23 protein-coding genes and 1 pseudogene are annotated in these 25504 nt (G+C 31.8%); 22 read left to right on the top strand and 2 right to left on the bottom strand.

Going from position 1 to position 25504, the window contains the following annotated elements; translation table 11 throughout:
• Positions 1-2 precede the first annotated feature (2 nt).
• On the bottom strand, positions 3-884 hold the full coding sequence (locus tag L8T27_RS26330; protein ID WP_237944239.1) for a helix-turn-helix transcriptional regulator: 882 nt from the start codon (positions 882-884) through the stop codon (positions 3-5).
• Positions 885-1156: 272 nt separating this feature from the next.
• Between L8T27_RS26330 and L8T27_RS26325 the strand changes: the two genes are divergently transcribed.
• The 16 genes and pseudogenes from L8T27_RS26325 to L8T27_RS26250 form a co-directional block, all read left to right on the top strand.
• Positions 1157-1774, top strand: coding sequence for a YczE/YyaS/YitT family protein (locus L8T27_RS26325; RefSeq protein WP_248574512.1), 618 nt, complete (start codon positions 1157-1159; stop codon positions 1772-1774).
• Positions 1775-2485: 711 nt separating this feature from the next.
• Positions 2486-2944 (top strand): C-glycoside deglycosidase beta subunit domain-containing protein, encoded by a 459-nt coding sequence (locus L8T27_RS26320; protein WP_237944237.1) that lies wholly within the window; start codon positions 2486-2488, stop codon positions 2942-2944.
• Positions 2945-2959: 15 nt separating this feature from the next.
• Positions 2960-4093, top strand: coding sequence for a sugar phosphate isomerase/epimerase family protein (locus L8T27_RS26315; RefSeq protein WP_237944236.1), 1134 nt, complete (start codon positions 2960-2962; stop codon positions 4091-4093).
• A gap of 16 nt (positions 4094-4109) precedes the next feature.
• Positions 4110-5216: a Gfo/Idh/MocA family protein gene (locus tag L8T27_RS26310; protein WP_237944235.1), complete on the top strand. Its 1107-nt coding sequence runs from the start codon at positions 4110-4112 to the stop codon at positions 5214-5216.
• 62 nt (positions 5217-5278) lie between these two features.
• Complete coding sequence (locus L8T27_RS26305; RefSeq protein ID WP_237944234.1) at positions 5279-6349, top strand: Gfo/Idh/MocA family protein; 1071 nt, start codon at positions 5279-5281, stop codon at positions 6347-6349.
• A 177-nt stretch (positions 6350-6526) separates the two neighbouring features.
• Positions 6527-7891, top strand: coding sequence for an MFS transporter (locus tag L8T27_RS26300; RefSeq protein WP_237944233.1), 1365 nt, complete (start codon positions 6527-6529; stop codon positions 7889-7891).
• Between the two features lie 54 nt (positions 7892-7945).
• On the top strand, positions 7946-8680 hold the full coding sequence (locus L8T27_RS26295; protein ID WP_237944232.1) for an amidohydrolase family protein: 735 nt from the start codon (positions 7946-7948) through the stop codon (positions 8678-8680).
• A 255-nt stretch (positions 8681-8935) separates the two neighbouring features.
• A complete protein-coding gene (locus tag L8T27_RS26290) occupies positions 8936-11395 on the top strand; it encodes a GH39 family glycosyl hydrolase (RefSeq protein WP_237944231.1) in 2460 nt (819 codons plus the stop codon).
• A gap of 501 nt (positions 11396-11896) precedes the next feature.
• Positions 11897-13273 (top strand): MFS transporter, encoded by a 1377-nt coding sequence (locus tag L8T27_RS26285; protein ID WP_237944230.1) that lies wholly within the window; start codon positions 11897-11899, stop codon positions 13271-13273.
• A gap of 156 nt (positions 13274-13429) precedes the next feature.
• Complete coding sequence (locus tag L8T27_RS26280; protein WP_237944229.1) at positions 13430-15304, top strand: PTS sugar transporter subunit IIABC; 1875 nt, start codon at positions 13430-13432, stop codon at positions 15302-15304.
• Positions 15305-15450: 146 nt separating this feature from the next.
• The gene (locus tag L8T27_RS26275; protein WP_237944228.1) at positions 15451-16227 is read left to right on the top strand and encodes a Cof-type HAD-IIB family hydrolase; all 777 of its coding nucleotides are present in this window, start codon (positions 15451-15453) and stop codon (positions 16225-16227) included.
• Positions 16228-16502: 275 nt separating this feature from the next.
• On the top strand, positions 16503-17417 hold the full coding sequence (locus tag L8T27_RS26270) for a sugar phosphate isomerase/epimerase family protein (protein WP_237944227.1): 915 nt from the start codon (positions 16503-16505) through the stop codon (positions 17415-17417).
• A 406-nt stretch (positions 17418-17823) separates the two neighbouring features.
• Positions 17824-18621, top strand: a complete 798-nt coding sequence (locus tag L8T27_RS26265; protein ID WP_237944226.1) for a sugar phosphate isomerase/epimerase family protein — start codon at positions 17824-17826, stop codon at positions 18619-18621.
• Positions 18622-18641: 20 nt separating this feature from the next.
• Positions 18642-19718 carry a Gfo/Idh/MocA family protein gene (locus L8T27_RS26260; RefSeq protein ID WP_237944225.1) on the top strand — a complete coding sequence of 359 codons (1077 nt, stop codon included), beginning with the start codon at positions 18642-18644 and terminating at the stop codon, positions 19716-19718.
• 124 nt (positions 19719-19842) lie between these two features.
• The gene (locus L8T27_RS26255) at positions 19843-20799 is read left to right on the top strand and encodes an ROK family glucokinase (protein WP_237944224.1); all 957 of its coding nucleotides are present in this window, start codon (positions 19843-19845) and stop codon (positions 20797-20799) included.
• A 328-nt stretch (positions 20800-21127) separates the two neighbouring features.
• Positions 21128-21347, top strand: a pseudogene (locus tag L8T27_RS26250) (C40 family peptidase); the annotation flags it as partial.
• 387 nt (positions 21348-21734) lie between these two features.
• On the opposite strand, the gene L8T27_RS26245 reads toward L8T27_RS26250, so the two are convergent.
• Positions 21735-21953 (bottom strand): hypothetical protein, encoded by a 219-nt coding sequence (locus tag L8T27_RS26245; RefSeq protein WP_237944223.1) that lies wholly within the window; start codon positions 21951-21953, stop codon positions 21735-21737.
• Positions 21954-22174: 221 nt separating this feature from the next.
• On the opposite strand from L8T27_RS26245, the gene L8T27_RS26240 reads away from it, so the two are divergent.
• The 6 genes from L8T27_RS26240 (at position 22175) to L8T27_RS26215 (ending at position 25379) form a co-directional block, all read left to right on the top strand.
• Positions 22175-23065, top strand: coding sequence for a hypothetical protein (locus tag L8T27_RS26240; protein WP_237944222.1), 891 nt, complete (start codon positions 22175-22177; stop codon positions 23063-23065).
• A 184-nt stretch (positions 23066-23249) separates the two neighbouring features.
• A complete protein-coding gene (locus L8T27_RS26235; protein WP_237944221.1) occupies positions 23250-23513 on the top strand; it encodes a hypothetical protein in 264 nt (87 codons plus the stop codon).
• A gap of 201 nt (positions 23514-23714) precedes the next feature.
• Positions 23715-24047, top strand: a complete 333-nt coding sequence (locus L8T27_RS26230; protein ID WP_237944220.1) for a hypothetical protein — start codon at positions 23715-23717, stop codon at positions 24045-24047.
• Positions 24048-24406: 359 nt separating this feature from the next.
• Positions 24407-24691: a hypothetical protein gene (locus L8T27_RS26225; protein ID WP_237944219.1), complete on the top strand. Its 285-nt coding sequence runs from the start codon at positions 24407-24409 to the stop codon at positions 24689-24691.
• Between the two features lie 72 nt (positions 24692-24763).
• Complete coding sequence (locus L8T27_RS26220) at positions 24764-24973, top strand: hypothetical protein (protein WP_237944218.1); 210 nt, start codon at positions 24764-24766, stop codon at positions 24971-24973.
• Between the two features lie 121 nt (positions 24974-25094).
• Positions 25095-25379 carry a hypothetical protein gene (locus L8T27_RS26215; protein ID WP_237944217.1) on the top strand — a complete coding sequence of 95 codons (285 nt, stop codon included), beginning with the start codon at positions 25095-25097 and terminating at the stop codon, positions 25377-25379.
• Positions 25380-25504 lie beyond the last annotated feature (125 nt).

The raw sequence follows: 25504 nt of genomic DNA, 5'->3' as shown, positions 1-25504 counted from the left end.
CTTTAGCTATCTTTATTAAAAAAGTTCTTTGAGGATAGACGATATTGTTTAGGAGTCATTCCGATGTTTTTCTTGAATAAATGTGAAAAATAAGAACCACTCTTGAATCCTACTTTCCTTCCTATTGTTTTTATAGATAAATCAGTCGACGATAATAACAAAGATGCTTCTTTTAACCGTTTTACAGTTAAATATTCCGTAATAGTACATCCCATCTCATCCTTAAATAAATGGGAGATATGATATGGCGATAAGTGTAAAGTAGACGCAATCTTATTTAGTAAAAAGTCTGTTTTATAATTACTATCAATCCAATCCATTACGCTCTCAACATGTCTTGAATTTCTTTTTGTAACTAAGAATTCTTCAGATACTTGGGGAAGTATGTCTTTTAAATTATGTAATATTGTAATTAGAAAAATGATTAATTCTTCTCGATGATTATGTTTGTTTACTAATTTTAGCCTCTGATCAAATTCATGTAATTGAGTATGAAAATTATGATTATATTCCATTGAGACTAAGGGTTGTTTAAGTATACCTTTATACAAGTATCTAAAAAAAGAATAAAGAGAAGGAAAAGGTTTTAAAAAATGGTCGACAAAAGCAGGTTCAAAAACAAACATAGTCCGGATATATGGCTCTCTTTCACTTGCGGTGATATTTAATTTATGAGGTTGATAAGGCTGAATAAGTACAAGTGATTTAGGTTTAATTTCATAAATTTGATTTTCAATTTTAATATGACCTCTTCCCTGATGGATATATAGAAATTCTAACCCTTGATGTGCATGGGATTTTTCCCATTGTTGTGCATATGTCTTATTTTTAAAATTAAATCTAAACGAACTTTGTTCAAGTTTTAGGGGTTCAATAATGCTCACTTTAGTGCTCCTTTTCTCAATTTAGCTATATATTAGCACAACAATCTAACATATGTAACGGATATAATTAGGTAAAAGGTAATTGGTTAACCAGGTACTAGGACAGAATTCTTTTATAATATGTAAATTTTTAAAAAAAGAGTAAATTATGATTTATAATGAGAGGCAATTTATGGTACTATTTTGGTTTTTACAAATATTGTGCATTTTATAAATGTTATAGTGTTTATTATAATAAGCAATTTCCTATTGTGTACGAAAGAAGTGGTCTAATGGGGAATCTTATAAAGAGATATTGCCTATTATTTATTAGTATTGTGGTTATGGCGTTTGGAATTAGCTTTGTCACTGTAGCTGATTTAGGTACAACTGCGATTTCAAGTATTCCTTATGTACTCAGTTTAGTTACTCAATTCAGTTTTGGAGTATATACAGCATTTTTTAACTTATTATTGATATTGATTCAAATAGTTATTTTGCAGGGCAAGTTTCCGAAAGAACAATATTTTCAACTTATTGTGGGATCATTTTTAGGTATTTCAATTGATTTAAGTATGAAGTTACTTTTGAACCTTCATACAACTATATATATATTACAAATTATCATGTTAATATTTGGTTGTATACTTATTGCGTTTAGTATTGTAATGCAATTAGAAGCAAATGTCGTTAATAATTCAGGAGAAGGGCTAGTAAAAGTAATGGCAATCAAGTCAAAAAAAGAATTTGGAAATATTAAACTAATTTTTGATTTGGCTCTTGTAATAATTGCAGTAAATATAGCATTTTTTAGTACAGGAGAAATTTTGAGTATTCGAGAAGGAACATTTGCTTCAGTGCTACTGGTTGGCCCAATGGTAAGGATATACAACAAAATTTTTAAAAGGTAAAGTATCAAAAATAATAAAGTATTTATTTAGGTTTAAAGAATAATTGGAAATGATTGTAAAGTTTAGATGGCCACTTTTAAAACGCCATTATCATTTTGTAAAAATGGATGAGTCTGTCTAGACACATTTCTTAAAGAACTTTTCTTTTTCAAATTATACAGGTAATAAAGTCAAGTAAGTCTACTAAATGTCAGTAGGTTTGTAATCAATACGATAAGGTTTAAAGTAATAGGACAAAATTTGTATATCAAATATTGTCCTATTTTTTTATGAAGAAAGTTCTTAATCTATAAGAAGTGGTATTTTACGGTTTATTTGCTTAAATTAACTGTAGTTATAAAGGGCTTACAATACTAGAATATGGTTAAAGGAATTAAGACACATAAGCTCTAGTTACTGATTAGAGAGACTTGTCCTACTTCTAAGAATAATTTAGAAATAAAAATATAGTATTGACCGTCAACTACTTTAGATAACAAAAATGCAAGCGTTATTTATGCCTGAGGTTTATTTAAACAATAATTTTAATTTATTGCCGTAGCAAGCAAGGATATTTAGCTGCATTGTATATACCTTTTATTTGGCTCAAACGCATAAGACTAAAGTTAGTAGGGAGATTCATTGAAGGAGGGGAGTAAATAGGGACGGAATCCAAGATTCGTTGAGTCACCACCTACTCGAAATCTTTCATATTTAAAGGAGGATAAAATAATGTTCGATAATTTTTTAATTAGAAGTAATAGTCTTAAAAATAATGTAGATGAAAATGGAAACATAAATGGATTTCAATTTGCAGCAAGAAATGCAAATTATCGTGGTGTATTCTTATCCTTGCATAATGGTTATTACATTAAGGTAGATGGTGTTGAGTACAAGCGTGATGTTCAAACTTTTGAAATTAATGGAAAAGAGCCTAGATCATTTGAAGAGACTAAACATGCTGTTTGGGAACACTGGGATTACGATGATGAGGGAATTATCCATGTTGCAAAAGAAGGCGGCCTTAAACCAGGTAAACATGTAATTGAATTTCAACAATCAGTACTAGCTGCATATGGATATCTTCCAACTGATGAGGAATGGGTTAAAAATCCTCCTGAGCCAGGTACTGGAGCAGGTTCAGATAAAACAAGAAATGTAATTAAATATGAATTAGAACTGCAAGAATAGAAAGGAGCAACTAAAATGGGAAAAATAAAACGTGGAGTATCCTTCTACAGTTATCAACAAACTCAGTTTTTTAAAGAACTAGATTTAGAAGGTCAGATTAAAGAAGTAGGTACTAATCTTTATGGCGCTGATGGTATTGAAATTTTAGATGAAATGTCACTTCGTCAGTATCCTAATCCACCAGAAGAGTTTTTTACTAAGTGGTTTGAGTGGATGGAAAAATACGGAACGAATCCAGTTACAATGGATGTTTTTCACGATGTTTTACAATTTCGAGACCATGTAATGACGTACTCTGAGTCTGCTGAGCGTTTAAAAAATGATATTAGACTAGCAAAGAAATTAGGATTTAAGAATGTCAGAACCTTAGCAACAACTCCAGTAGAAATATTAATTGAAGCTTTACCAGTAGCTGAAGAATGCAACATAAAATTAGGCAAAGAAATCCATGCTCCAATTCCAATCAATGGACAATATGTAAATGAAATTGTCGAGTATTGTGAAAGAACTGGAACAAAACATTTAGGACTTGTTCCTGACTGGGGAATTTTTGCATTTCGCCCTTCGGAAGTTACTTTAGATTGGTATGTTAGACAAGGTGCGAAGAGAGAAAGTTGCGATTTGGTAGTTGAGCTATGTATGGATAATTATTTAGGGAAGAGTAACGAGTTGAATGATATTGATTTATCTCTATACAGCGCAGGTAATGTCGAGTCATTATTTCATCGATACTTGAAACATAACGAAGCACCTAAAGATTTATTACCAGCCTTCCAGAAGATGCAAAAGCTTATAAAGGACAATGTTCCTAATTACACAGACATAGATTTTGAGGTAATGGCGCAAGCATTACTATTATCACGCACTAAACCAAGTGACTTAAAGTCTATAATGCCTTATATCATTAGCATACACGGTAAATTTTATAACATGTCTGAGATTCCTGGAAAACCGGGGCAATATCAAGATATTGCTATTGACTATGAAGGTCCTATCAAGTTCTTGAAAGAAAACGGATATGAAGGATATATAAACTCGGAGTACGAAGGCCAACGCCGTTTCCAAGACCGTGGTAAAGAGGACTTGATTAGTGAAATCGAACAAGTGAGAAAACATCAAGAAATGCTAAAAAGACTAATTGGTGAGTAAGAAAGGGGATATTAAAATGGCGAAATTGAAAATTGGAATTATTGGTACTGGTGGAATTTGTAATAATAAGCATTTACCTTCGTTAGCAAAAGTAGCTGATAAAGCAGAAGTAGTAGCATTATGTGACATAATTGAAGACAAAGCGCGAGAAACGGCAGAGCGACATAATCTATCAAATGTAAAGATTTATTCAGATTACCGCGAACTGCTTAAGAATAAAGAAATTGATATTATTCATGTATGTACACCTAATGTATCTCATTGTGAAATCACTGTTGAAGCTTTCGCAGCTGATAAACATGTACTCTGTGAAAAGCCGATGGCTGCTACTACTGAAGATGCTCTAAAAATGATGGAGGCGTGGAAAAAATCAGGAAAAAAATTCACGGTAGCTTATCAAAATCGTTTTCGTCATGATGTTCAAGTTCTTAAAAAGGCATGTGAGGCAGGCGAGTTAGGAGACATTTACTACGGAGAAGCAAATGCTATTCGTCGTAAAGCTGTACCAACTTGGGGAGTCTTTGCAGATAAGGCACAACAAGGTGGAGGTCCTCTAATTGATATTGGAACTCATGCTTTAGATATTACTTTGTGGTGCATGAATAATTATGATGTGGATAGTGTTGGTGGTCAAGTATTCTATAAATTAGGTAATCTACCAGAAGCTGCACAAGGCAATACTTATGGAGCATGGGATACTGATACCTTCGAAGTAGAAGATTCTGCTATGGGATTCATTAAATTTAAAAACGGGGCCTTAGTAAATTTAAGATCCTCTTGGGCATTAAACTATATGGACGCACGTGAAGCAGCAACTACTTTATGCGGAACTTTAGAAGGTGCAGAAATTAAATATGGTGGTAGTTATCAAGCGGCAGAATTATGGTTCAATAAAGTTCGTCATGGAAAAATGAGTGAAGAAACTTTATCAGGTGAAGCTTTGGTTGATTACTTTGAAGGTGTTAATGAGCCCCCTGGTGTAGTGGAAGCAAAACAATGGATCGATTCCATTTTGAATGACACGGAACCAGTTGTAAAACCAGAAGAGGCATTTAGAGTTACACAAATTTTAGATGCCATTTATAAGGCTTCAAAAGAAAATATTACAGTGAAATTTGATTAAGAAATTAAATATAGGGCGGTTTTTTTATCGCCCTGTATTAACTAATAGAAAGGGTTTTAGCTATGAAGTATAAATATGCTGTAATTGGTTATGGTTTTATTGGTCGTAGACATGTAGCGACATTAAAAAATTTTGAGAACTGTGATTGTGTAGCAGTATGTGATACTCATGAAGAAAGGCTTGATGAAGCAAGGAAACTATACCCTGATATAGAGATCTATAATCATATTGATCAACTCTTGGAGCATTCGGATATTAATGGAGTGATTATCTCAGCAAATAATAATCAGCATAAAGAGCTTGTAATTAAATCAGCTCAAGCGGGACTGAATATTATCTGTGAAAAACCAGTTGCTCTATCAGTAAAAGAGTTTGATGAAATGATGGAAGAAGTTGAAAAAGCAGGAGTACAGTTCACTGTTCATCAACAAAGAAGGTTTGATAAAGATTTTCGTAGTATAAAAAAGTGTTATGACGATGGACTTCTTGGTGAGGTATATACTATTAAAAGTTCGTTATATGGATTCAACGGAAATATGCATGATTGGCATGTTCTTAAGTCTGAAGGTGGTGGCATGCTCTATGATTGGGGAGTTCACTTAATAGACCAGATTCTGTTTATGATAAATAGTCCACTTAAGTCTGTTTTTGCAGACGTAAGAAATGTAATTAATAAAGAGGTTGATGATTACTTTAACATCATAATGAGATTTGAAAATAACATTACTGCAGTAATTGAACTAGGAACATACTATTTATCTGATCAATCCAATTGGTTTGAAAGACATTGGTATATGAGCGGGAATAAAGGAAGCATGTATGCTAATAAGTTTGACCCTGAGGGTAAAATAGTACGAACTACACGATTGCTAGAAAATGTCGCAGGGGAACAAGATAAATCAGCAGCTTCTTATGGACCAACACGGTCATTTGGCATACCTGAAAAAGGTTTAATAGTCACAGAGGAAATCCCTAAAGTGAACACCGAATATATTGAGTTTTTTAATAACTATTTTAAAGCATTGGATGGAGAGGCTGAAATGCTAGTTAGACCTGAAGAGGTTCGCAAAGTTTTATCTGTTATGGAAGCATGTTGGACGTCGGCAGCAACATTTAAAAGTGTAAGTTTTTAACTACGAATTGTAAGCGTTTAACAACGCGTTAAAATATAATTTTTCTTAATAAAGAGTCTAACAGAAAAATGACACTTGATGATCATAATATTCAGTTTTTATGCTAAATCCATAAAGATACCTGTTCTTCATTAATTAATAGTTGCCATTGGTATACCAGTAAAAAAGGAGGGTTGGATGGAAATGCAAGAGTACAACGTAAATCAATTTATTGACAATAGTCGTTTTAGTAAGTTCCATATACATTTAATAGGTTTAGGGCTATTTTTGATAGCTTTTACAGGATATGGTGCATCTATTTATGGATCGATACTTCCGCTTATTACAAAGGAGTGGAATGTAGAGCCAACTAAGCTAGGATTTGTAGGTAGTGTAGCGGAGTTTGGAACAATGTTCGGAGCACTTTTTCTCAGTTACATTAGTGAAAGATTTGGTGCAAAGAAATTACTAATTAGTTCAGTTTTATTATTCAGTATTTTTACTTTTGCACAATCTATGGTAGATAATATAAATCTATTTGCCATTTGTAGATTTATAGCAGGTGTTGGATTTGGTGGAGTAATTCCTATCGTTATTTCACTACTTACAGAATATGCTCCCAAAAATAGTAAAAGTAAGTCTGTAGCAATTGCTCTTTGTGGAAATCAGGTTGGATCGATTATAGCACCCTTAATCGCAATCATAGTGATTCCTCAATTAGGTTGGAGACCAGTACTATGGATGGCGTTAATTCCTATTTTATTCCTAGTATTTGTAATAAAATATGTACCTGAATCTGCTCAATTCTTATTAAAGACCAATAGAACAAAGCAGTTAAAGGCTGTTTTACAAAGGATAAATAAAGAATATGATCAAGTTATAAATGTTGACCAGATATTAGAGAAAAACAAGAAGAACATTGAGGAAAACAAAAAAATTTCATATTTAAGATTATTCAATAAAGATTACTATGTAATTACCATTTTATCTTGTTTGATCTATATTATGGGATTATTATTTATAAATGGTGTTATTATCTGGTTACCTGACCTTATGGTCCGTAGTGGTTACCCATTAACTTCTAGTTTAGCATTTGGAGTATTCCTTAATATAGGAACGATAGCAGGAACTGCTACTTGGTCAGTTATAGCAGACAAAAAGGGATTTGCTATCTTATTGCCGGTTATATATAGCATTGGAGCGATTTCACTGATGCTATTGGGTATTAAAGCGAATATTGTTATCCTTTATTTATTGGTAGTTCTTATTGGTTTCTTCTTGTTTGCGGCACACAGTCTAGTAAATGCATTTGTGTCACAACATTATCCACATGAAATAAGATCTACTGCTGTTGGATTTCCGAATAGTATGGGAAGAATTGGTGGTATACTAGGACCGATTGTAGGGGGAAGTTTATTGTCAGCAAATGCTTCAATCAGTATCTGGTTCATGACTTTCGGGGCAACAGGCCTTGTTGCGGCTATTTCTTTTGTGATTATTAATTTTACAATAAAAAGAAAGTCGGCTGACCTAAATAAAATAAACACTGTGAAAAATATTTAAGCGAATTAATTTTTTAGAACTCAATCAAAAATAACTAAAGTGAAGGTGATAATAATGATTATTGATGCACATGTTCATATTAAAACGGACGAAGAAGGATTTGAAAGAAGCGATATTAAAACAGTACTAAGAAAGATGGATGAGAACGGAATTGATAAAGTTGTTTGCTTTACGTTAGGTTCTGGTTTAGAGAAACAAAAAATATTAGCTGAGTTAGTTAAACCTTACGCTGACCGATTTATTCCAATAGCTTTTATAAACCCCAATGATCCAGATGCAAAGGAACAATTGTTGTATGCCTTGGATACACTAGGGTTTAATGGAGTTAAAATGCACCCTTGGTTTAGTAATTTTAGTGTGGCTAATATTGAATTATTACGACCTATATTTGAAATACTAGATGAGCGCAAATTATATGCAGTCATCCACTGTACATCTGAAGACTATCGTGTCCATCCGGTTATGTTTGAAAGATTAGGGAATACATTTCCTAATGTTACTATTCAGATGGCACATATGGGTGAAGTTATGGCTGGAGAGTATGCTATTGATGTTGCCAAACGTGTACCAAACGTATATTTAGATACATCAATCACTTCTTTTATGGCTGTGACTGACGTTCTTGAACAATGCCCTGATAAAGTATTTATGGGTACAGACTATCCATTTTATGAATTTAGCATGGAAATCATGAAACAAAAACTGGCTGCAGAAGAAGTGAATAAGCACGAAGAAATGAAGATGATTATGGGCGGTAATTTCCAAAGAGTGTTTGGACTGAAAAAATAGTAAGATTGCTGTGCTAGCTGTAGTTAGTAAATTCCTTATTACTAACTGCAGCTAGCTATTTTTATTTTATTAATTTTGTTTGATTTCAATAACAAAAATGTACCTTTATTTGCAATCAATTTTTTTCTTTTTCTAAATATCATATTGCTTATATAATTATTATTAAACGAGTGGTGGCTTAATTTATATAGGAAAAATTTGTACATATCTATATACTATTTATATACATATGTAATAGAAAAAATGGGGTGTTTAATGATGGAAAAAGACTACATCTCTTCGGACTCTGTGATGTACTTAGAATTCATAACCAACTCTGAGACTAAGCTTCATTACCATGAAAATTTTGAGTTGTTATATGTTTTAAATGGTGAATTGTCCATTAATGTTGAAGGAGAAAACTATTCACTAACACAAAGAGACCTGATTATTGTAAATTATAACCGGAAACATAATTATACAGGAAGCGATGATTTGTTTGTAGCTAGATTTGTTATTTCCTATAGTAAAGTGAGAGAACTATTGTCAAAAGATATGATGATATTTTGGTGTAATTCTACTCTTGAAAAGAATGAATCTTACGATCAACTTAGACGTATAATAGATCAAATTTTAAATCAACATGTTATAGATCCAAAGAAAAACAGCATATATAAAATAAGTTTACATTATCAACTTCTCCATGTTATTACAAAAAACTTTTTATTAACTTCTGATGATAAAAGATACGAAAAGGAAAATGAAAATTCTGATGATAGAATGCAGGAGATTCTCCAATTTGTAAGGGCGAATTATCAAAATAGTATTTCATTGCAAGATTTGGCTGATCAGTTTTATTTATCTACAGCTTATTTATCAAAATATATAAAAAACAAGTTTAATATTAATTTTACTGAATTAATTACTTCTATTCGTTTATCCCATGCTATGGTTGATTTACTTTATACTGATTTGCCAATTATGAAAATAGCAATAAATAATGGTTTTGCAAGTGTTGCAGCTTATAATAAAGCTTTCAAAGAAGCATACAATATGACGCCTTCACAATTCAAAAAAAGTAAGAACACTACAAAACAAAAAGAAAATAATAAAATAAATGACGAAAATAGCACTGTTAAGAAACGACTTGAAGAATATTTAAGTGAGAATCCAATTCAACTTCTTGAGGAAGGTGAGAGTAAAGATACTAATATTTTACTAGATTTAGATGAAATAAATGGGGGAGAGTGGAAGAACAACTACACTAGATTAATTAATGCTGGAACAGCATTAGATTTAACCAAATCAGATTTTCAAAAACAAATAAAATATTTGAAATCGCATCTAGGTGCAGAGTATGTAAGGTTTTGGGATATCTATGCCCCTGAGTTATTTTTGGATATTCATGCTCCCAGTGATAAATTAAATTTTAGTCGACTTGATAGTATTACGGACTTTTTAGTCGATAATCAATTAAAGCCTTATATTGAGTTAGGATTTAAACCAATTAGACTCCTAAAGAATACACAAATAGCTTTAATTGAAGTACCACGAAATCACAAATTTAACTCCGATAATGAGATGCATGCATTTTTTGCTGCACTATTAAAGCATTTTATAAAGCGGTACGGTACTGAAGAAGTTCAACAGTGGTATTTCGAATATTGGAAAAATGAGGATATTGATTTTTCGGATTTGAAGTATAATTATTCTCCTCAAACGGAAAGTGTACATAGAGAGTACTTTCATAGGTTTGATAATATTGCTAGTACCTTTAGAAAAATTCTACCTGAAGTTAAACTTGGGGGTGGAGGATTCCCTATTCAGCATTATGGTAAAAAAGATTTTACTGAACTACTGGAAATGTGGAAGAAATATAAAGAATATCCAGACTTCCTGTCACTTACATGTTATCCTTACCAATTGGAATGGGAGTCAAATGTCTATTATGAAAAAAAATCTACTGATATGTTCTTTATTCAAAATAACCTGGACACTTTAAGAGATGCTATGCAATTAAGTTCTTTTCCTAAAGTACCTATTCATGTTTCAGAGTACAATTTAACATTATCTAATAGGAATCCAATAAATGATCACTGTGCAAAAGGTGCGTTTCTTATTCAGAATGCAATTTCAACTATAGGATCTGCTGATATCTTTGGACATTGGTTAGGGACTGACATTTATGCTGATTTACATGATTCACAAAGTTTTCTTTTTGGTGGATGTGGTTTATTAACAAAAACTGGTGTGCCTAAGCCAAGTTTTTATGCTTTATCATTCCTCAAACAACTTGATAAAAAAATATATAAAAGTGAACCTAATTATGTAATTACGGGAAACAGCAGAGGATCTTTCAAAATATTATGTCATAATTTTAAGAAACTTAATTTCAATTATTACTTAATGGATGAAAGTAATATCGATGTTAGAAGTTTAGCGCATTTATTTGAGGATAATGAGCCACTAAACATTAAGATTAGAATAAACAACGTGGAGAATGGTGTGTATATTATTAAAACAAGTTTAGTAAACAATGAATATGGGAGTGTACAGGATGAGTTGACTAGGCTGAATTCAGAAGGAGAATTAAGTTTGAGTGAGCAAGATTATCTTAAGCGTATAAGTACTCCGAGAATCTCTAGTACTTCTATTACTGTAGAAAGTAAAGTTCTAGAAATTAATGTTCAACTTAAACCAAACGAGTTTCGCTATCTTAATATTAACCCTAAGTAATAAAATTTACATTATCCAAGTAATTGATAATGTAAGCCGATGAAGAAAATATTCTATTTAAAAGAAACCTTAGCAATCCTGCAATCTTCAGGGCTAAGGTTATTTTTTTTCAATCTCAATTTTTTCACATACGACTAATTAATTTTTTATGTTGTGTTAACAGATTTACCTTCTGTTTTATGCCAGACTACAAATTGACTAATTTTAGTGTTAAAGGTAATAAAATCGCAAGTAAATAATGGAAAAAGGAGTAAGACAACCAAATTTAATATACAAATTTAGTCATTTCAATTAATAAATTCTTTTAAAAGTAGGGAAGAGGAATTATTTTACCGTTTTTGAGAGTAAGAAATCCATAGGTAACGCTTACAAAAAACCATAAAATATAGGAAGTAAATAAATTAAAGGAGGATAAACCATTATCAAGGAAGGATTATATTAAAGATTAATAGGCCTGGATAAGTAAATTTTGTTAAATATATTTGGAAAAGGAGTTCTTTGATGAATAAAATAGTGCTTAGTTCTTTTCTCAATAATAGTAAGTTAACCAATTTTCACAAACTGTTGTTATTCATTTGTTTTTTTATCATCACTTTTTCAGGTTACGAACTTTCAGTTTTTGGTGCAATTGTTCCAGTTGTTATAAAGGAATGGAATATTAGTTCAACACAGGTTGGATTTATCGGAAGCTCAGCAATGTTTGGTATGATGTTGGGAGCTATATTATTAAGTTTTTTGGCTGATAAATTTGGATTGAAAAAATTATTGATTATTTCTATAGTTATTTTTAACTTTTTCATTGTCCTCGCAACTTTTACTGATAGTGGGTTAATGTTTGGTATTTGCCGTTTTATGGCTGGTGTAGGAAGTGGTGGAGCAACGCCAATTGTGATTTCTCTAATAACAGAATATGCCCCTAAAAAAAGTAAGGCGAAAATGGTTGCATTTGCTATCTGTGGAAATCAGGTCGGAGGTATTCTCGCATCTTTTGTAGCAATGAATGTCATGCCAAGATTTGGTTGGGAACCTGTGTTATGGTTATCTTTTTTACCATTACTTTTAATCCCGATTTTTATAAAAATAATTCCTGAATCACCGCAATTTTTAGTACAAAACAACCAAGAAGAAAAATTAAAGAGTTTGCTTTACAAAATTGATAAAAACTATAAAGAGAACTTAGAAAATACAGCACAATTAATTGTAACGAGTAAAGTTCAAGAGGAAAAAGTTCAAAAGGTATCATATTTGGAGCTTTTTACAAAAAGATTTGCTCTAGGAACAGTCTTAATAACCTTAATTTATATCTGTGGTTTATTAACGATAAATGGTGTGAATGTTTGGTTACCACAAGTTATGAATCAAAATGGCTATGCACTTGGCTCAAGTTTAACATTCTCTATAATTTTGAACTTAGGTACTTTGATCGGAACAATCCTCTGGGCAATAACGGCTGATAAAATTGGTTTCAAAATTTTAATGCCAGTAATCTATGTTATGGGAGCAATTAGTTTGTTTGGAATGGGTATTAAAGCTAACTTAATTATTTTATACTTATTTGTTGCTTTAATTGGAATTTTTGCTTTTTCAGCTCACTCATTAATGAACACTTTTGTTTCGCAATATTATCCTACAGAAATTAGAACTACAGGTTTAGGATTTGCCAACTCCACTGGAAGAATTGGTGGTATGCTTGGTCCAATCATTGGTGGTATGCTTTTAACAGCTAATGTATCAATAACTGTCTGGTTCCTTTCATTTGCAATCCCAGGAATTTTGGCAGCGATTTCAATTTTCATCATTAATCTCAAAACGAAAAATATTAAAAAGGAAAATGTACCGTTACCGGAAGAGAATGCAAAACCTATAGAACAAAACTAAACTTACAGCGTAATGGTAAGTACTCTTTAGATATAAGGTGGCAGTTAGGCGGCCTTCGCCGCTTAGTTGCTACTTTTTATTTTATGAATTGTATTAATTTTAAAATATGCAAGTAATTTATTTTTTTATAAATAAATTAAGAAAGGGTTTTAATCAATGGGAGAAAGAATAGTCGAACATATCTTTGGAATATCTAAGGGTGAAGTTGTTCCACTTAAAAAAGTGAATGATCCAATATTTGCTGATGAAATGATGGGAAAAGGCATAGCGATTAAACCAGATATTGGGGAAATTTATGCTCCCTTTGATGGAACAGTAGTCAGTGTATTTCCTTCTAAACATGCTATAACATTAAAAAGTAAAAATGGATGTGAATTACTAATTCATGTTGGAATTGACACTGTAAAACTGAATGGTGCTTTTTTTGAACCTCTGGTAAGTGATAATGATTCTGTCCGATCAGGGGATCTCATAATGAAGTTTGATTTAGATGAAATTAAACAAAATAACTTTGACTCAGTAATACCTATAGTTATACTTAATAGTCCTTCTTATAAAGGGATTGAATACACTAGTTATAATTTTGCTTCTAAAGAAAATGTTTTAATTAGCCTGGATAAAATAGAAGAAAAAATCCAGTCGGAAAATTTAAATGAGGATAATTCTAAACTTAATAAGTTGGAACATTCTATTATCTCAGCGTTAGGAGATGAAGGGAATATCCGATCGATGGGACATTGTGCAACAAGATTAAGAGTAACTCTTCATAATGATGAATTAGCGGATAGAGAGCAACTAAGGAATATCAATGGAGTTCTAGGTGTGGTGGATTCCATGGGCGGATTACAAATTGTTATTGGTAACACAGTAAATCAAGTTTATCAAAATATACTTACTTCTTATAAAATAGGTGCTGATGATAATATAAAAGATAATGTTAAGGGATCTAAGATTAATAGAGTTTTAAATGTATTATCCGATATACTGAGTCCTACTGTACCATTAATTATGGCAAGTGGATTTATCTTAGCGATATTAGTTGTTCTTTCAAGAATTGGAATGGACCAAAACAGTGGAACATACACTATTCTGAGTACAGCAGCAAATGTAGTTTTCTATTTCCTACCTATAATGTTAGCTTATACGTCATCGATTAGGTTTAAGTGTAATACGATTTATTCATTATTCATTGGAGGATTAATGCTTCATCCCAATATTTTAGGGTTGGTTGAAAGTGGAGAAAGTGTTGATATTTTTAAAATACCTGTAACGTTAGTTGACTATTCTTCAAGTCTAATTCCGATTATTCTTAGCATTTGGGTCTTATCTTATGTAGAAAAATTTGCAGATAAATACGTACCTGATGCTATTAAATATATATTCAAACCATTTATTATTATTATCATTATGTTGCCCATTGCTTTATGTATTACAGGACCTGCAGGATTTCTTTTTGGAAAAGGATTAGGAAGTGTTTTATCGGTAATATATAGCAATGCTAGTTGGTTAGCAATATTTATAGTATGTGCCTTAGCTCCATTGCTTGTAATGACAGGAATGCATGTAGCTTTAACCCCTATATTGATATTGTCTAATATGGAAAATCTAGGATACGATAATTTATTATTAGTAGCATTCTTAGGTATGAACTTTTCACAATTCGCAGTAGCTTTAGCTGTATTTATAAAGACGAAGAAAAAAGGCCTTCGACAATTAGCGGCTAATAGTGCATTCACTGCTTTCTTTAGTGGTATTACGGAACCGACACTATACGGGATAACTATAAGAATGAAGAGGCCTTTATATGCAACATTCATTGGGTGTATTGCGAACGGTATCTTTTGTGCGTTTGCAAATGTAAAAGTATTTGCTTTTGCACCGCCTTCTTTTTTTACTTTGCCAATTTTCATGAACCCAGATGGTACAAATACTAACTTTATTTTAGCCTTATGTAGTATAGGAATTACAATAGTTGTAACATTTTTAGCCGCTTTGCTGCTTAGCTTTGATGATTCCGTGTATGATAAGTAAATTTTACAATTCATTCTAAATGAAATTTATTTCTATAATAAAATATAAATATATAATTATATCGAAACTCTATGTACTATTAGAATAGTTCACTATAATGCAGTAATCTGAGTGGTTTTTCGATATTTTTCAAGGAGAATATAAAAGTGAGTAGAAAATTATTTGCCTTTGATATTGATGGAACACTATTGAATAGTCAAAAAAAAATACTGGATAGTACTATTACTTCTCTCAATAGTTTAAGAGATAATGGTCATATAGTAATGGTTGCAACTGGTAGAAGTCGTTTTCTTATTCAAGATATTCTGAATGAGCTAGAGCTGGAAAATTATATAGTCTGTAATGGTTCAGCAGCTTTTTTAAATCATCAGCAAGTCTATGAGAATACACTTGAAACAAAATCATTACAGAAACTAATTAGTTGTTTAAATGAGAAGAAAATAGATATAGCGTTAACAAGCTTAGATGGAATAAGTAGAACTTCTTCTATTAATGTGGAAAAGATGTCTGAAGCTATGCTTTCTCTTGGTGGCTCGCTACCAGAATACAATTCCAAATATGCTGATGAGAATGTAATTTATCAAGGTTTGGCTTTCTATGGTGAAGAATATGATAATACATTTGAAGTTGATTTTCCTGAGTTTAGATTTGTTCGATGGCATGATTATTGTGTAGATGTTATTCCTAAAATGGGTTCTAAAGCTGCTACTATAGTTCAGCTTGCAAGAACGCTGAATATATCAAGAGAGGATATAATTACTTTTGGAGATGGAAATAATGATTTAGAGATGTTGAAGTTTTCTGGCATCGGTATAGCGATGGGGAATGCTAGTGAACTAGTAAAAGCAGCAGCTGATATAGTTACTGAATCAAACGATGAAGATGGGATATATCAAGCATTAAAAAATCTAAAGGTAATATAGAACCTAATAAAAGAACTCTGCTATACGGCAGGGTTTTTTATTTTGATTTTAAAAAGGTTGTGTATTAGACAGCAATATTTATATATTATATTTTGTCTTATTTTTAATTAATAAAAGTAACTGCTTCATTTATATCAAATAACTAGTACATATTGAACATAACTTACGAAGAATGTTTTGGTCGATGGATATATTATTAAGTTATGGAAAGCCATTAGTATAATCTTAGAATTATATTGTTACTTTATAAATTTACTATAGAAGGAAGGATTATTATGAAACTTGGAATTGTTAGTGCAATATTAGATCAGAGTAATTTTGAGGAAATGATAGATATTATAGCAGAAAATGGGCTAGATTGTGTAGAAGTAGCCTGTTGGCCACAAGGCAAAGCAGTAAGACGATATGCTGGTGTTTCTCATATAGATACAGTTAATTTGACAGAGGAAAAAGCAAACGAAATACTTGCGTATTGTAAAAATAAAAACGTTGAGATTTCCTCTTTAGCATATTACCCAAATCCCTTAGATGAAGATCTTGAAAAACGTCAAGTAGCGATTGACCATATCTACAGTCTTATCGATGCTTCTAAATTACTTAATGTAAATATGATTACAACATTTATTGGACGCATGCAACATAAGTCGATTTCTGATAACTTGAAAGAAGTTGAAACCGTATGGAAGCCAATTATTCAATATGCAGAAAAACAGAAGGTTCGTATTGGAATTGAAAATTGTCCTATGTTATTTACGGAGGATGAGTGGCCAGGAGGACAAAATATTATGACTACTCCTGAAATTTGGCGTCAAGTTTTTGACATCCTAGATAGTGATTATATAGGTCTTAATTACGATCCCTCTCATTTTATTTGGCAGCAAATGGACTATATTAAACCGCTTTATGACTTTAAGGAAAAAATCTTTCATGTTCATTATAAAGACATTAAGTTATTTCCAGAAAAGTTACAAAAATACGGGGTAATGGCTACGCCTTTGAATTATATGAGCCCTAAACTTCCAGGCTTAGGTGATGTTGATTGGGGTAAATATGTTTCTGCTTTAACTGATATTGGCTATAATGGATTTACTTGTATTGAAGTTGAAGATAAGGCATTTGAAAAGGATTACGATGATGTAAAACGTTCAATTAGTCTAAGTACACGCTATTTGCGAAATTTCGTTATATAAATAAGAGCTGAGAGCGGTATATTTCGCTCTCTTTTTGACATTTATACAGGGTTGCAGAAAAGAAATACTGGTTGTGGAAATACTCGGATTTTATGGTTTGTATATGTTGAGAGTTTCTGTTCATTGATATAACAAGGAACAGAAATGGAAATTTATGGGATGGTGTTATTCAGATACCAGGACCGTATCATTAAATCCGAAATGTACCAATGAATTAAAAGGATAAAATTAATATACTTATTTTTGTCCTTTTTTTATTTATCAATAAATTTAATGCGAATTATTATAAATTTTATCATTAAATCCAATAAATATTAAGATGAACTAATTAGAGTAATTTTTTAAAATATAAGTATAAACAAAGAACCTTGATATTAATTTAAGCAACTAGAAAGAGAGGTCAGAGATGATGCAATTAGGAATAATAGCTACTCCTCAAGAAAAAAGTTTTAAGTATGCTAAAGATAAAGGTCTAAATTTTTTAGAATTATGTATAAACGAAGGTAATGATGTGGAGGCATTTTATAAGGATCGAAATGAGTTATCGCAACTTATTGATAAATATGACATCCATGTACAATCCATTGGGAGATGGAAGTCGTTACGTATAGATAGTAAAGGAAAAGTGATTGATGAAGAACTACAGAGGTGTTTTCAATTAATCGATGTAGCAAGTGAGTTAGAATGCACTAATTTTGTAAGCGGTTGTAATTATGTGGAAGAACTTTCTTACTTTGATAATTGTTCCGCAGCAATTGATTTCTTTTCGAAATTAATTGAGTATGCAAAACCTAAAGGAGTAACCATTTCTTCGTATAATTGTCGTAAAGTGAACTTCGTTCATAATCCGGTTGCTTGGAAATTAATACATGGCCACATAAAAGAGCTAGGGATAAAATTTGATCCTTCCCATAGTCGTTATTTTGGTGGGGATTATTTACAAGAGACAATGGATTGGGGACAACGTTTTAACCATGTGCATCTCAAAGGTTCGTTAATTATTGGTGGGGAAAGAGTAGACGATCCTCCAGCTGGACTTGACCAAACGGATTGGAAAACATTTATCTCACTATTAAGATTTAAAGGATATGAAGGTGGATTAAGCATAGAACCACATTCTCCTGTATGGACTGGTGAGTTAGGGGAAGATGGTATTAATTACACCATAGATTACATGAAAAGCTTGCTGTTTTTAAATAAATAATAGGAATTGGGGGAATAGCGGTGACTAACCAAAAGTTAAGGTACGGATTGATTGGTGCCGGTAATAATGCTGTGAAAAAGCATGTAAGTAACTATACGTCACTAAGTAATATTGAATTTGTCTCCGTATGTGACATTAATATTGAAAATGCATCCAAAGTTGCTAGTGCATACAATGTTCAGAATGTATATAGTGATTTTCGTGAGATGTTAAAATGCGAAAAACTGGACATTGTAAGTATTTGTACACCAAATCATCTGCATGCTGATATTGCTGTATACGCTTTACAACAAGGAGTAAATGTCCATTGTGAAAAACCATTAGCAATTAATGCAGCAGAGGCTCAACGAATTGTAGATGCTAAAAATGATTCAGGTAAAAAGGTCATGGTTGGGCTTAATAACAGATTCACAAATGAAGCGGTTAAAATTAAACAATATATAGATGAAGGTTTCTTCGGAGAGATTTATCATGCAAAAACTGGTTGGAGACGAAGAAGTGGTATACCTGGAAGAGGCACTTGGTTCACCAACAAAGACTTTTCTGGTGGTGGTGTGATGATTGATTTAGGTGTACATTTTCTTGACTTGACCCTATTTTTACTTGGATTACCCGAACCATCTTATATTGCTGGCTCTACCTATCAAAATTTTGCCAATTCGACTACAAGAAACCGTAATGGATATAAAGGTAACTTAGCAGGTATCTTTAACGTTGAAGATACTGCAGTTGGATGGATTGGACTCAAAAGTGGGGCTACTTTACATTTTGATTTTAGTTGGGCCTCCAATATTGAGAGTGAAGAAACGTTTGTAGAGATTCTAGGAACTAAAGGTGGAGCAATTTATAGAAATGGAGAATTAAAATTTTTCTCAGAACACTTAGATACGTGTATTGATATCATTCCTCAATTAAACTCTAATATTAAATCAAAAAATGAGTTTGAGCATTTTGTGAATTGTATAATAAATGATGATATTCTATATGCTCCTGCAGAAGATGGAGTGTACATGATGAATATAGTTGATCATTTTTATCGAGCAGCGAAACTGCAAGCACCAGTTTTGTTTGAAAGCAAATCCGCAGTAAAAATATAAAACATGATAAAATCAATCCCCTTTATATTTTAGTCTTTTAAGGGGGATTTATCATGTTAATTTGCTTATTAGATAAGAGGGAACTTTAAAGTATACTTTTAGTTTAAAAAATCCGGAGGAAAATATGAAAAAGTTAATTGGTATTGATTTAGGTGGTACAACAGTGAAATTTGCTATTTTAACAGAAGAAGGGGAAGTTCAACAAAAATGGAGTATTGAAACTGATATACAAAACGATGGAAAATATATTATTCCAAACATAATTAAATCTATTAATCACCGTCTTGAATTGTACGGGCTGTCTTCTGATGACTTTTTAGGAATAGGAATGGGTTCTCCTGGTAATGTAGATGTTATTAAAGGTACTGTAATTGGGGCATATAATTTAAATTGGCATGAATTACAGCATGTAAAGGAGCAAATAGAAGAAGGTACAAGAGTTCCTTTTTTTATGGATAATGACGCCAATGTTGCAGCCTTAGGTGAACAGTGGAAAGGTGCTGGGGAAGGAAGTAATAACGTTGTATTTGTGACCCTGGGCACAGGTGTTGGAGGAGGAATAGTTGCTGAGGGGAATTTAATTCATGGTCTTGGAGCAGCTGGGGAAATAGGTCATATTAACGTGGATCCCACAGGTTACGAATGTACGTGCGGTAACGTTGGTTGTTTAGAGACTGTTGCAAGTGCGAAAGGTGTAGTTCAACTAGCCAGGGATATTTCAGAAAAATATGCAGGGGATTCCATTTTAAAAGTAATGATTGATGATGGCCAAGAAGTTACTGCGAAAGTAATCTTTGATCAAGCAAGATTTGAGGATCCATTAGCTGAAATAGTAGTGGAAAAGTTTTATTTCTATTTAGGTCTAGCATGCAGTAATATCGCCAATGTGTTACACCCTGATACAATAGTCATTGGTGGTGGTGTATCTGCGGCTGGAGAAATGCTAATTCATGGAGTTACTAGGTACTTCAAAAAATACGCATTTCCACAAATAAAAGAAAGTACTAAAATTAAATTAGCGGAATTGGGTAATGATGCTGGGGTTATTGGTGCTGCTTCTTTAGTAGTTAATAACTTCTAAATGTCACTGAAAGAAAATAATGACTAAAAATATTATCTATTTCGAAATTATATAAATAGTTTAATAGGAATATTTTTATATTAGTTCAATAATTGAAAAGTTAATATGAAAACCTAAGGGAAAGACGATTTTTACTAAACGTTTCTTTAGGGTTTGTTGTGTATAAACGAGATAGAAAATAGAAAACATTTTATGAAAGTGTAAGTTTCTTATTACAGACAATAAATAGAAAAAGTAATAATTACTGAATATATAAGTTAAATACTAATTATGATCTATTAACAACATCAGTGAGTGCTGCACCCCAAAAAGCTAGAATTAAGATCTAACTTTACGAGCTATGGGTACAGCTATTGAAGAAAAGAATATGAAGTCAGGTGATCTAGACTTTTTGATACGTATAAAAAGATGGCCATGTTGGCATTTATATAGGTGATGGTAAATTCATTGGTGCTCAAAGTTCTAATGGGGTAGCGATAGAGGATATGACCTCAGGCTATTGGAAAGAAAAATTTAATCATCGAGTTCAGCGAGTTACTAATAGTTAACGATTCATAAATCCGTTCCCATTCATGGTATAATAAGAGGGTAGAAGCTCGTCACTTCTACCCAAAAGTTATTAGCGAAACTTCAATAAAAGGAAGGGGAAGAATATTCTTCCTCTTCTTTTTGTTATTTGAAGCCTTTTTACGTTATGTCTTCAGATGCAATATAACTATACATAAATATTATAGGTTTGGGGATCTTATAAGAGTAGCAAGTTTAAATCCATTTGCTTGCTATCTCCACATATGCAAGTGGTTGGGGCACTCTTGTTTACTGGTAATTCCAAGAGTGTCCCAACCATAAGCCATTAAAACCTGTGTCTTTAAAGGTTTGACTTTTAATTGTCCTCACTCTCAGAAGCCACAATTTTGATGGCTTTAAACCAGCCCTTAGCAATCTCCATATCCTGTTCTCCTAGATTCTCTCTCCACATACTTTCTTAAAGTTATAACATAATCCGGATCTATTTCAGCGAATTTACGTACATATAGAATTTGTTCTTCTAATTTATAAATGCAGCCTAAAGCAATATAAACGGAACCAAAACCAAAGGTAATGTTTTCTTTTGTACCTAACCGATCTAATATTCTTAGCCCTAATTTAAGCATAAATATCCTTCTCTCTATAGGTTTATCACATTAACTTAACGAAAATAATACGCTGTTCTAGCTTCATTTACAACAAGTTTTTTGAAAGTTAATACCAACCAAATGTTTTTATGTGTCGAAAAATGTCTAAGAACTTTTTTGGAGTATACTGTCATAAGTAACAATTACACTATTTTTAACCCTATATAATTACTCTATTAAAGTTTAGGAGTGATGAATAGATGGATAGAAAAAAGAAATTTATGATGGGATTAACAATTACAGGAATACTGACTATTGGAGGATTGGTTAATCCAATTACTTTGGAAAACACACGTATAGAAGCAGCTTCTAATGCAGATACAAGTGGAAGTATACCCAAGCAGGAAAAGGAGATTTTAAGATACTTGAGTAATTCCATGTTGGATTACTATCAAGAGGAAAAACAAACAGTAAAGACAGAAATAGAGAGCCTTATTCTAGTAGAGGAAGTCACAAAGAAAAGTCATCTATTTAAAATAACAGAACAAAGATATGAAGCGTTACAAGTGTATAAAGAGGAAAAAAAGAAGAATGCTACAAAGGCAAAGCAAACGTATAATAAAAAATTGAGTAATATAGATACGGAACAAACTAACATAGAGAAGAATTTTGAAAAGAAGATCGCACAATTAAATGATTCTCAATCGAAACAAGTAGCATCTATAGGGAAATCGATGGAATATAATATCTCTTCCATGCAAAAAGAAGAATCTAAAAGAATAGAAATGAATGCTGGAACAGATGAGATTATGAATAATATTAATTTAATCAATAAAGCTGTTAAATTTAAAAAACAAGCCATTCAGTTAAATTTTGATAATGATATAAAAGGGAAGGAAATAGAAATAAAAATTCTAGGTTTAACAACTAGTTTAGAAAAGGACAAATGGAATTCCCAGTATAAAAGGGGATCGATTTCAAAAACAGTGCTTAAAAACAAAATTAGCAATTTAGAGTTAAAAGAAAAAACAGAGAAGAATAGATTAAACAGTGTCATATCCACTATGGAAAAAGCAAAAAATATTCAACTTCAAAGCCTATTTGAGCAAAAAGAGCAAACGGTAAAAGAGTTAGACAAACTTATAAAATAGCACGTAATGTATTATAGATACATAATTTAAAAGTGATGAGAAAACTCCAAGGGAAAACAATCTTGACTAAAGATTACGTTTTTCTTTGGTTTTTTTATAGGAATACTTTTAATTATTGGATAAGGAAGGAATATTTACCTATTTTATAGTAAAATGAATGGTGAAATAGTAGGGGGTGATTCGTTTGTCTGTACCTGAAAATGTAGTAAATGATACAACATCTATGATGAATTCAATGGTAATATCTATTTTAGCCGCACTTTTATTTTCTTTCTTACCACTTTTTATCGTATTAATTGTACTAATCATACTAAAGCTTTCCGGAGTAACACTAAAGAGATGGATAGGTAACATTTTCTTATTTATTGCTTTAGGATTGAGCTTCATTATATTTATTAAGTTTGGATTACCAACTATGCAAATGCGTTTTTCAGATAGTTTACTATAAGAGGCGCCTATTGGGTTCGTGAAAATTATAGGAGGCTAAGAATACAGAGGGAAAGATTATAGTAATACTTGCAAAGTCGGCTGGGGTTAAACGTATCCTCTTACAGTTATGATTCATTCCTTTAATAAAAGAAAAGTGAAATACTTAAGTTATGAGGATTAATGCCCGGGTAAAATTCATTTAAAAAAGGGAGGTTTAGGATTGCAAAATGGTATCTTTCTTAAAGTTATTTTAAGCGGAATATTAGTATGTTTGATAGTGATTGCTTTCAAATTGAATAATAATGAGCAAATTTCAATTCCACCATCTAATGTTGATATTGATAATCAAGGTGGGAGAGTTGTTCAAATTGCACCAAATAGAATAGGCGTTATAGATACTGGTAATGGTAGTGGTTGGGAGCAATTAGTGATTTTTGATTATAACCAAGATAATGAAAAATTTGAAGTTGTTGGGTCTTTAACATATGAGGATATTTTTAATCATCCAGAGGATTACGATTTCCCAACAATAGATAATAAATATGAAAATTGAATGTAATAAAGGTAACTTGGCCAAGACGTGAAAGAAGAGATCGCAGCAGCGGTCTTTTTTTCATCCACTAAAGTGGCAATATTCTTCTTACTTGCTCTGTTGTTAACATGTGGTGTATTTAATTCAATTCTTTTTTTATTGTAATAGTATATCATCAGTGTCATAACTTATATTAGGATTGGACTTGTGTTCTTTTTTTATGAAAATGCTTTGATTCTTGTATCTATTAATTTACAAAGAAACTTAAATAATATATTATCAGTTAATAACATATAAACTCCTTGTTTTAAACATATTTGGTTATTAAAGGTATTTATTCAGCTACTATTAACCTATCAATATTTTAAGGAGGCAATTATATGTTATATAACGCTTTTACAGGATCTTCGAGTTTAGCAGATGCAGCATGGTCTATTGCTCAATTAGCATTCAGAAAATTTAATATTGTTGGGGATGTTACTTCACTTTACAACAGCTTACTATGGAAATTTAGAGCTATATACAACTCATTTGGTGGAGACTTCTCTTGGGCTGATTTGGGCGGTGTAATTCTCGACTTAGGTGAATTCCTAGTTGGATTTATCCCTGCTGGAAGAGTTGCTGATATTGTTACGTTCTTATGGGGAGCGGCTAATATTTTATAATTTATTAGTACAAACAAGCCTAGTTCTAAATTAAGAACTAGGCTTATTTATTTTTATTAGGAGGATTTTTAAATGGATAAGAAATTTGGACAACATACTATTAAACATAAGAAAGATGCTGTAGAAGTTTATATTGATCCGAGGATGGTCCTAAGAATTAGAAAAAATAAAAAAGATCCTAATGAGTTAACCATTGAATTACATAATACTATTAATGGGCGTCTAAGTTATGATTTACCAGCATCCCTGTTAAAGAGTTTAATAAATGAAATTGAAGGATAATCTATTTAAATAAAATATACCTATTAAACAACAAATAAACTCCTTGTTTTAAATAGTTTTGGTTATTTTTGTAAAAATATCATTTAATATAAACCTATCAACTATTCAAGGAGGAAATAAAATGTTATATAACGCTTTTACAGGATCATCAAGTTTAGCAGATGCAGCATGGTCAATTGCTCAGTTAGCATTCAGAAAATTTAATGTTGTTGGGGACGTTACATCACTCTATAATAGCTTGCTATGGAAATTTAGAGCTATATACAACTCATTTGGAGGAGATTTCTCTTGGGCGGATTTAGGCGGTGTGATTTTAGACCTAGGTGAATTTCTAGTTGGATTTATCCCTGCAGGAAGAGTCGCTGATATTGTTACATTCTTATGGGGAGCAGCTAATATTCTATAATACAAAAAAGTCTAGTTCTTAGAGGAACTAGACTTTTTTGTATTATAAGGCACAATATTCAATTTTATTATTAAAATGAGGATCTGATAAATATATGTAAACATCCCTGGGCAAGGAAGAAATAC

Origin of the sequence: Niallia sp. Man26 (genome assembly GCF_022049065.2) — a bacterium.
In the GTDB taxonomy this organism is placed as follows: Bacteria; Bacillota; Bacilli; order Bacillales; family Cytobacillaceae; genus Niallia.
The sequence above is the reverse complement of the archived record's forward strand: the minus strand, read 5'-3'. Positions and strand labels throughout refer to the sequence as shown.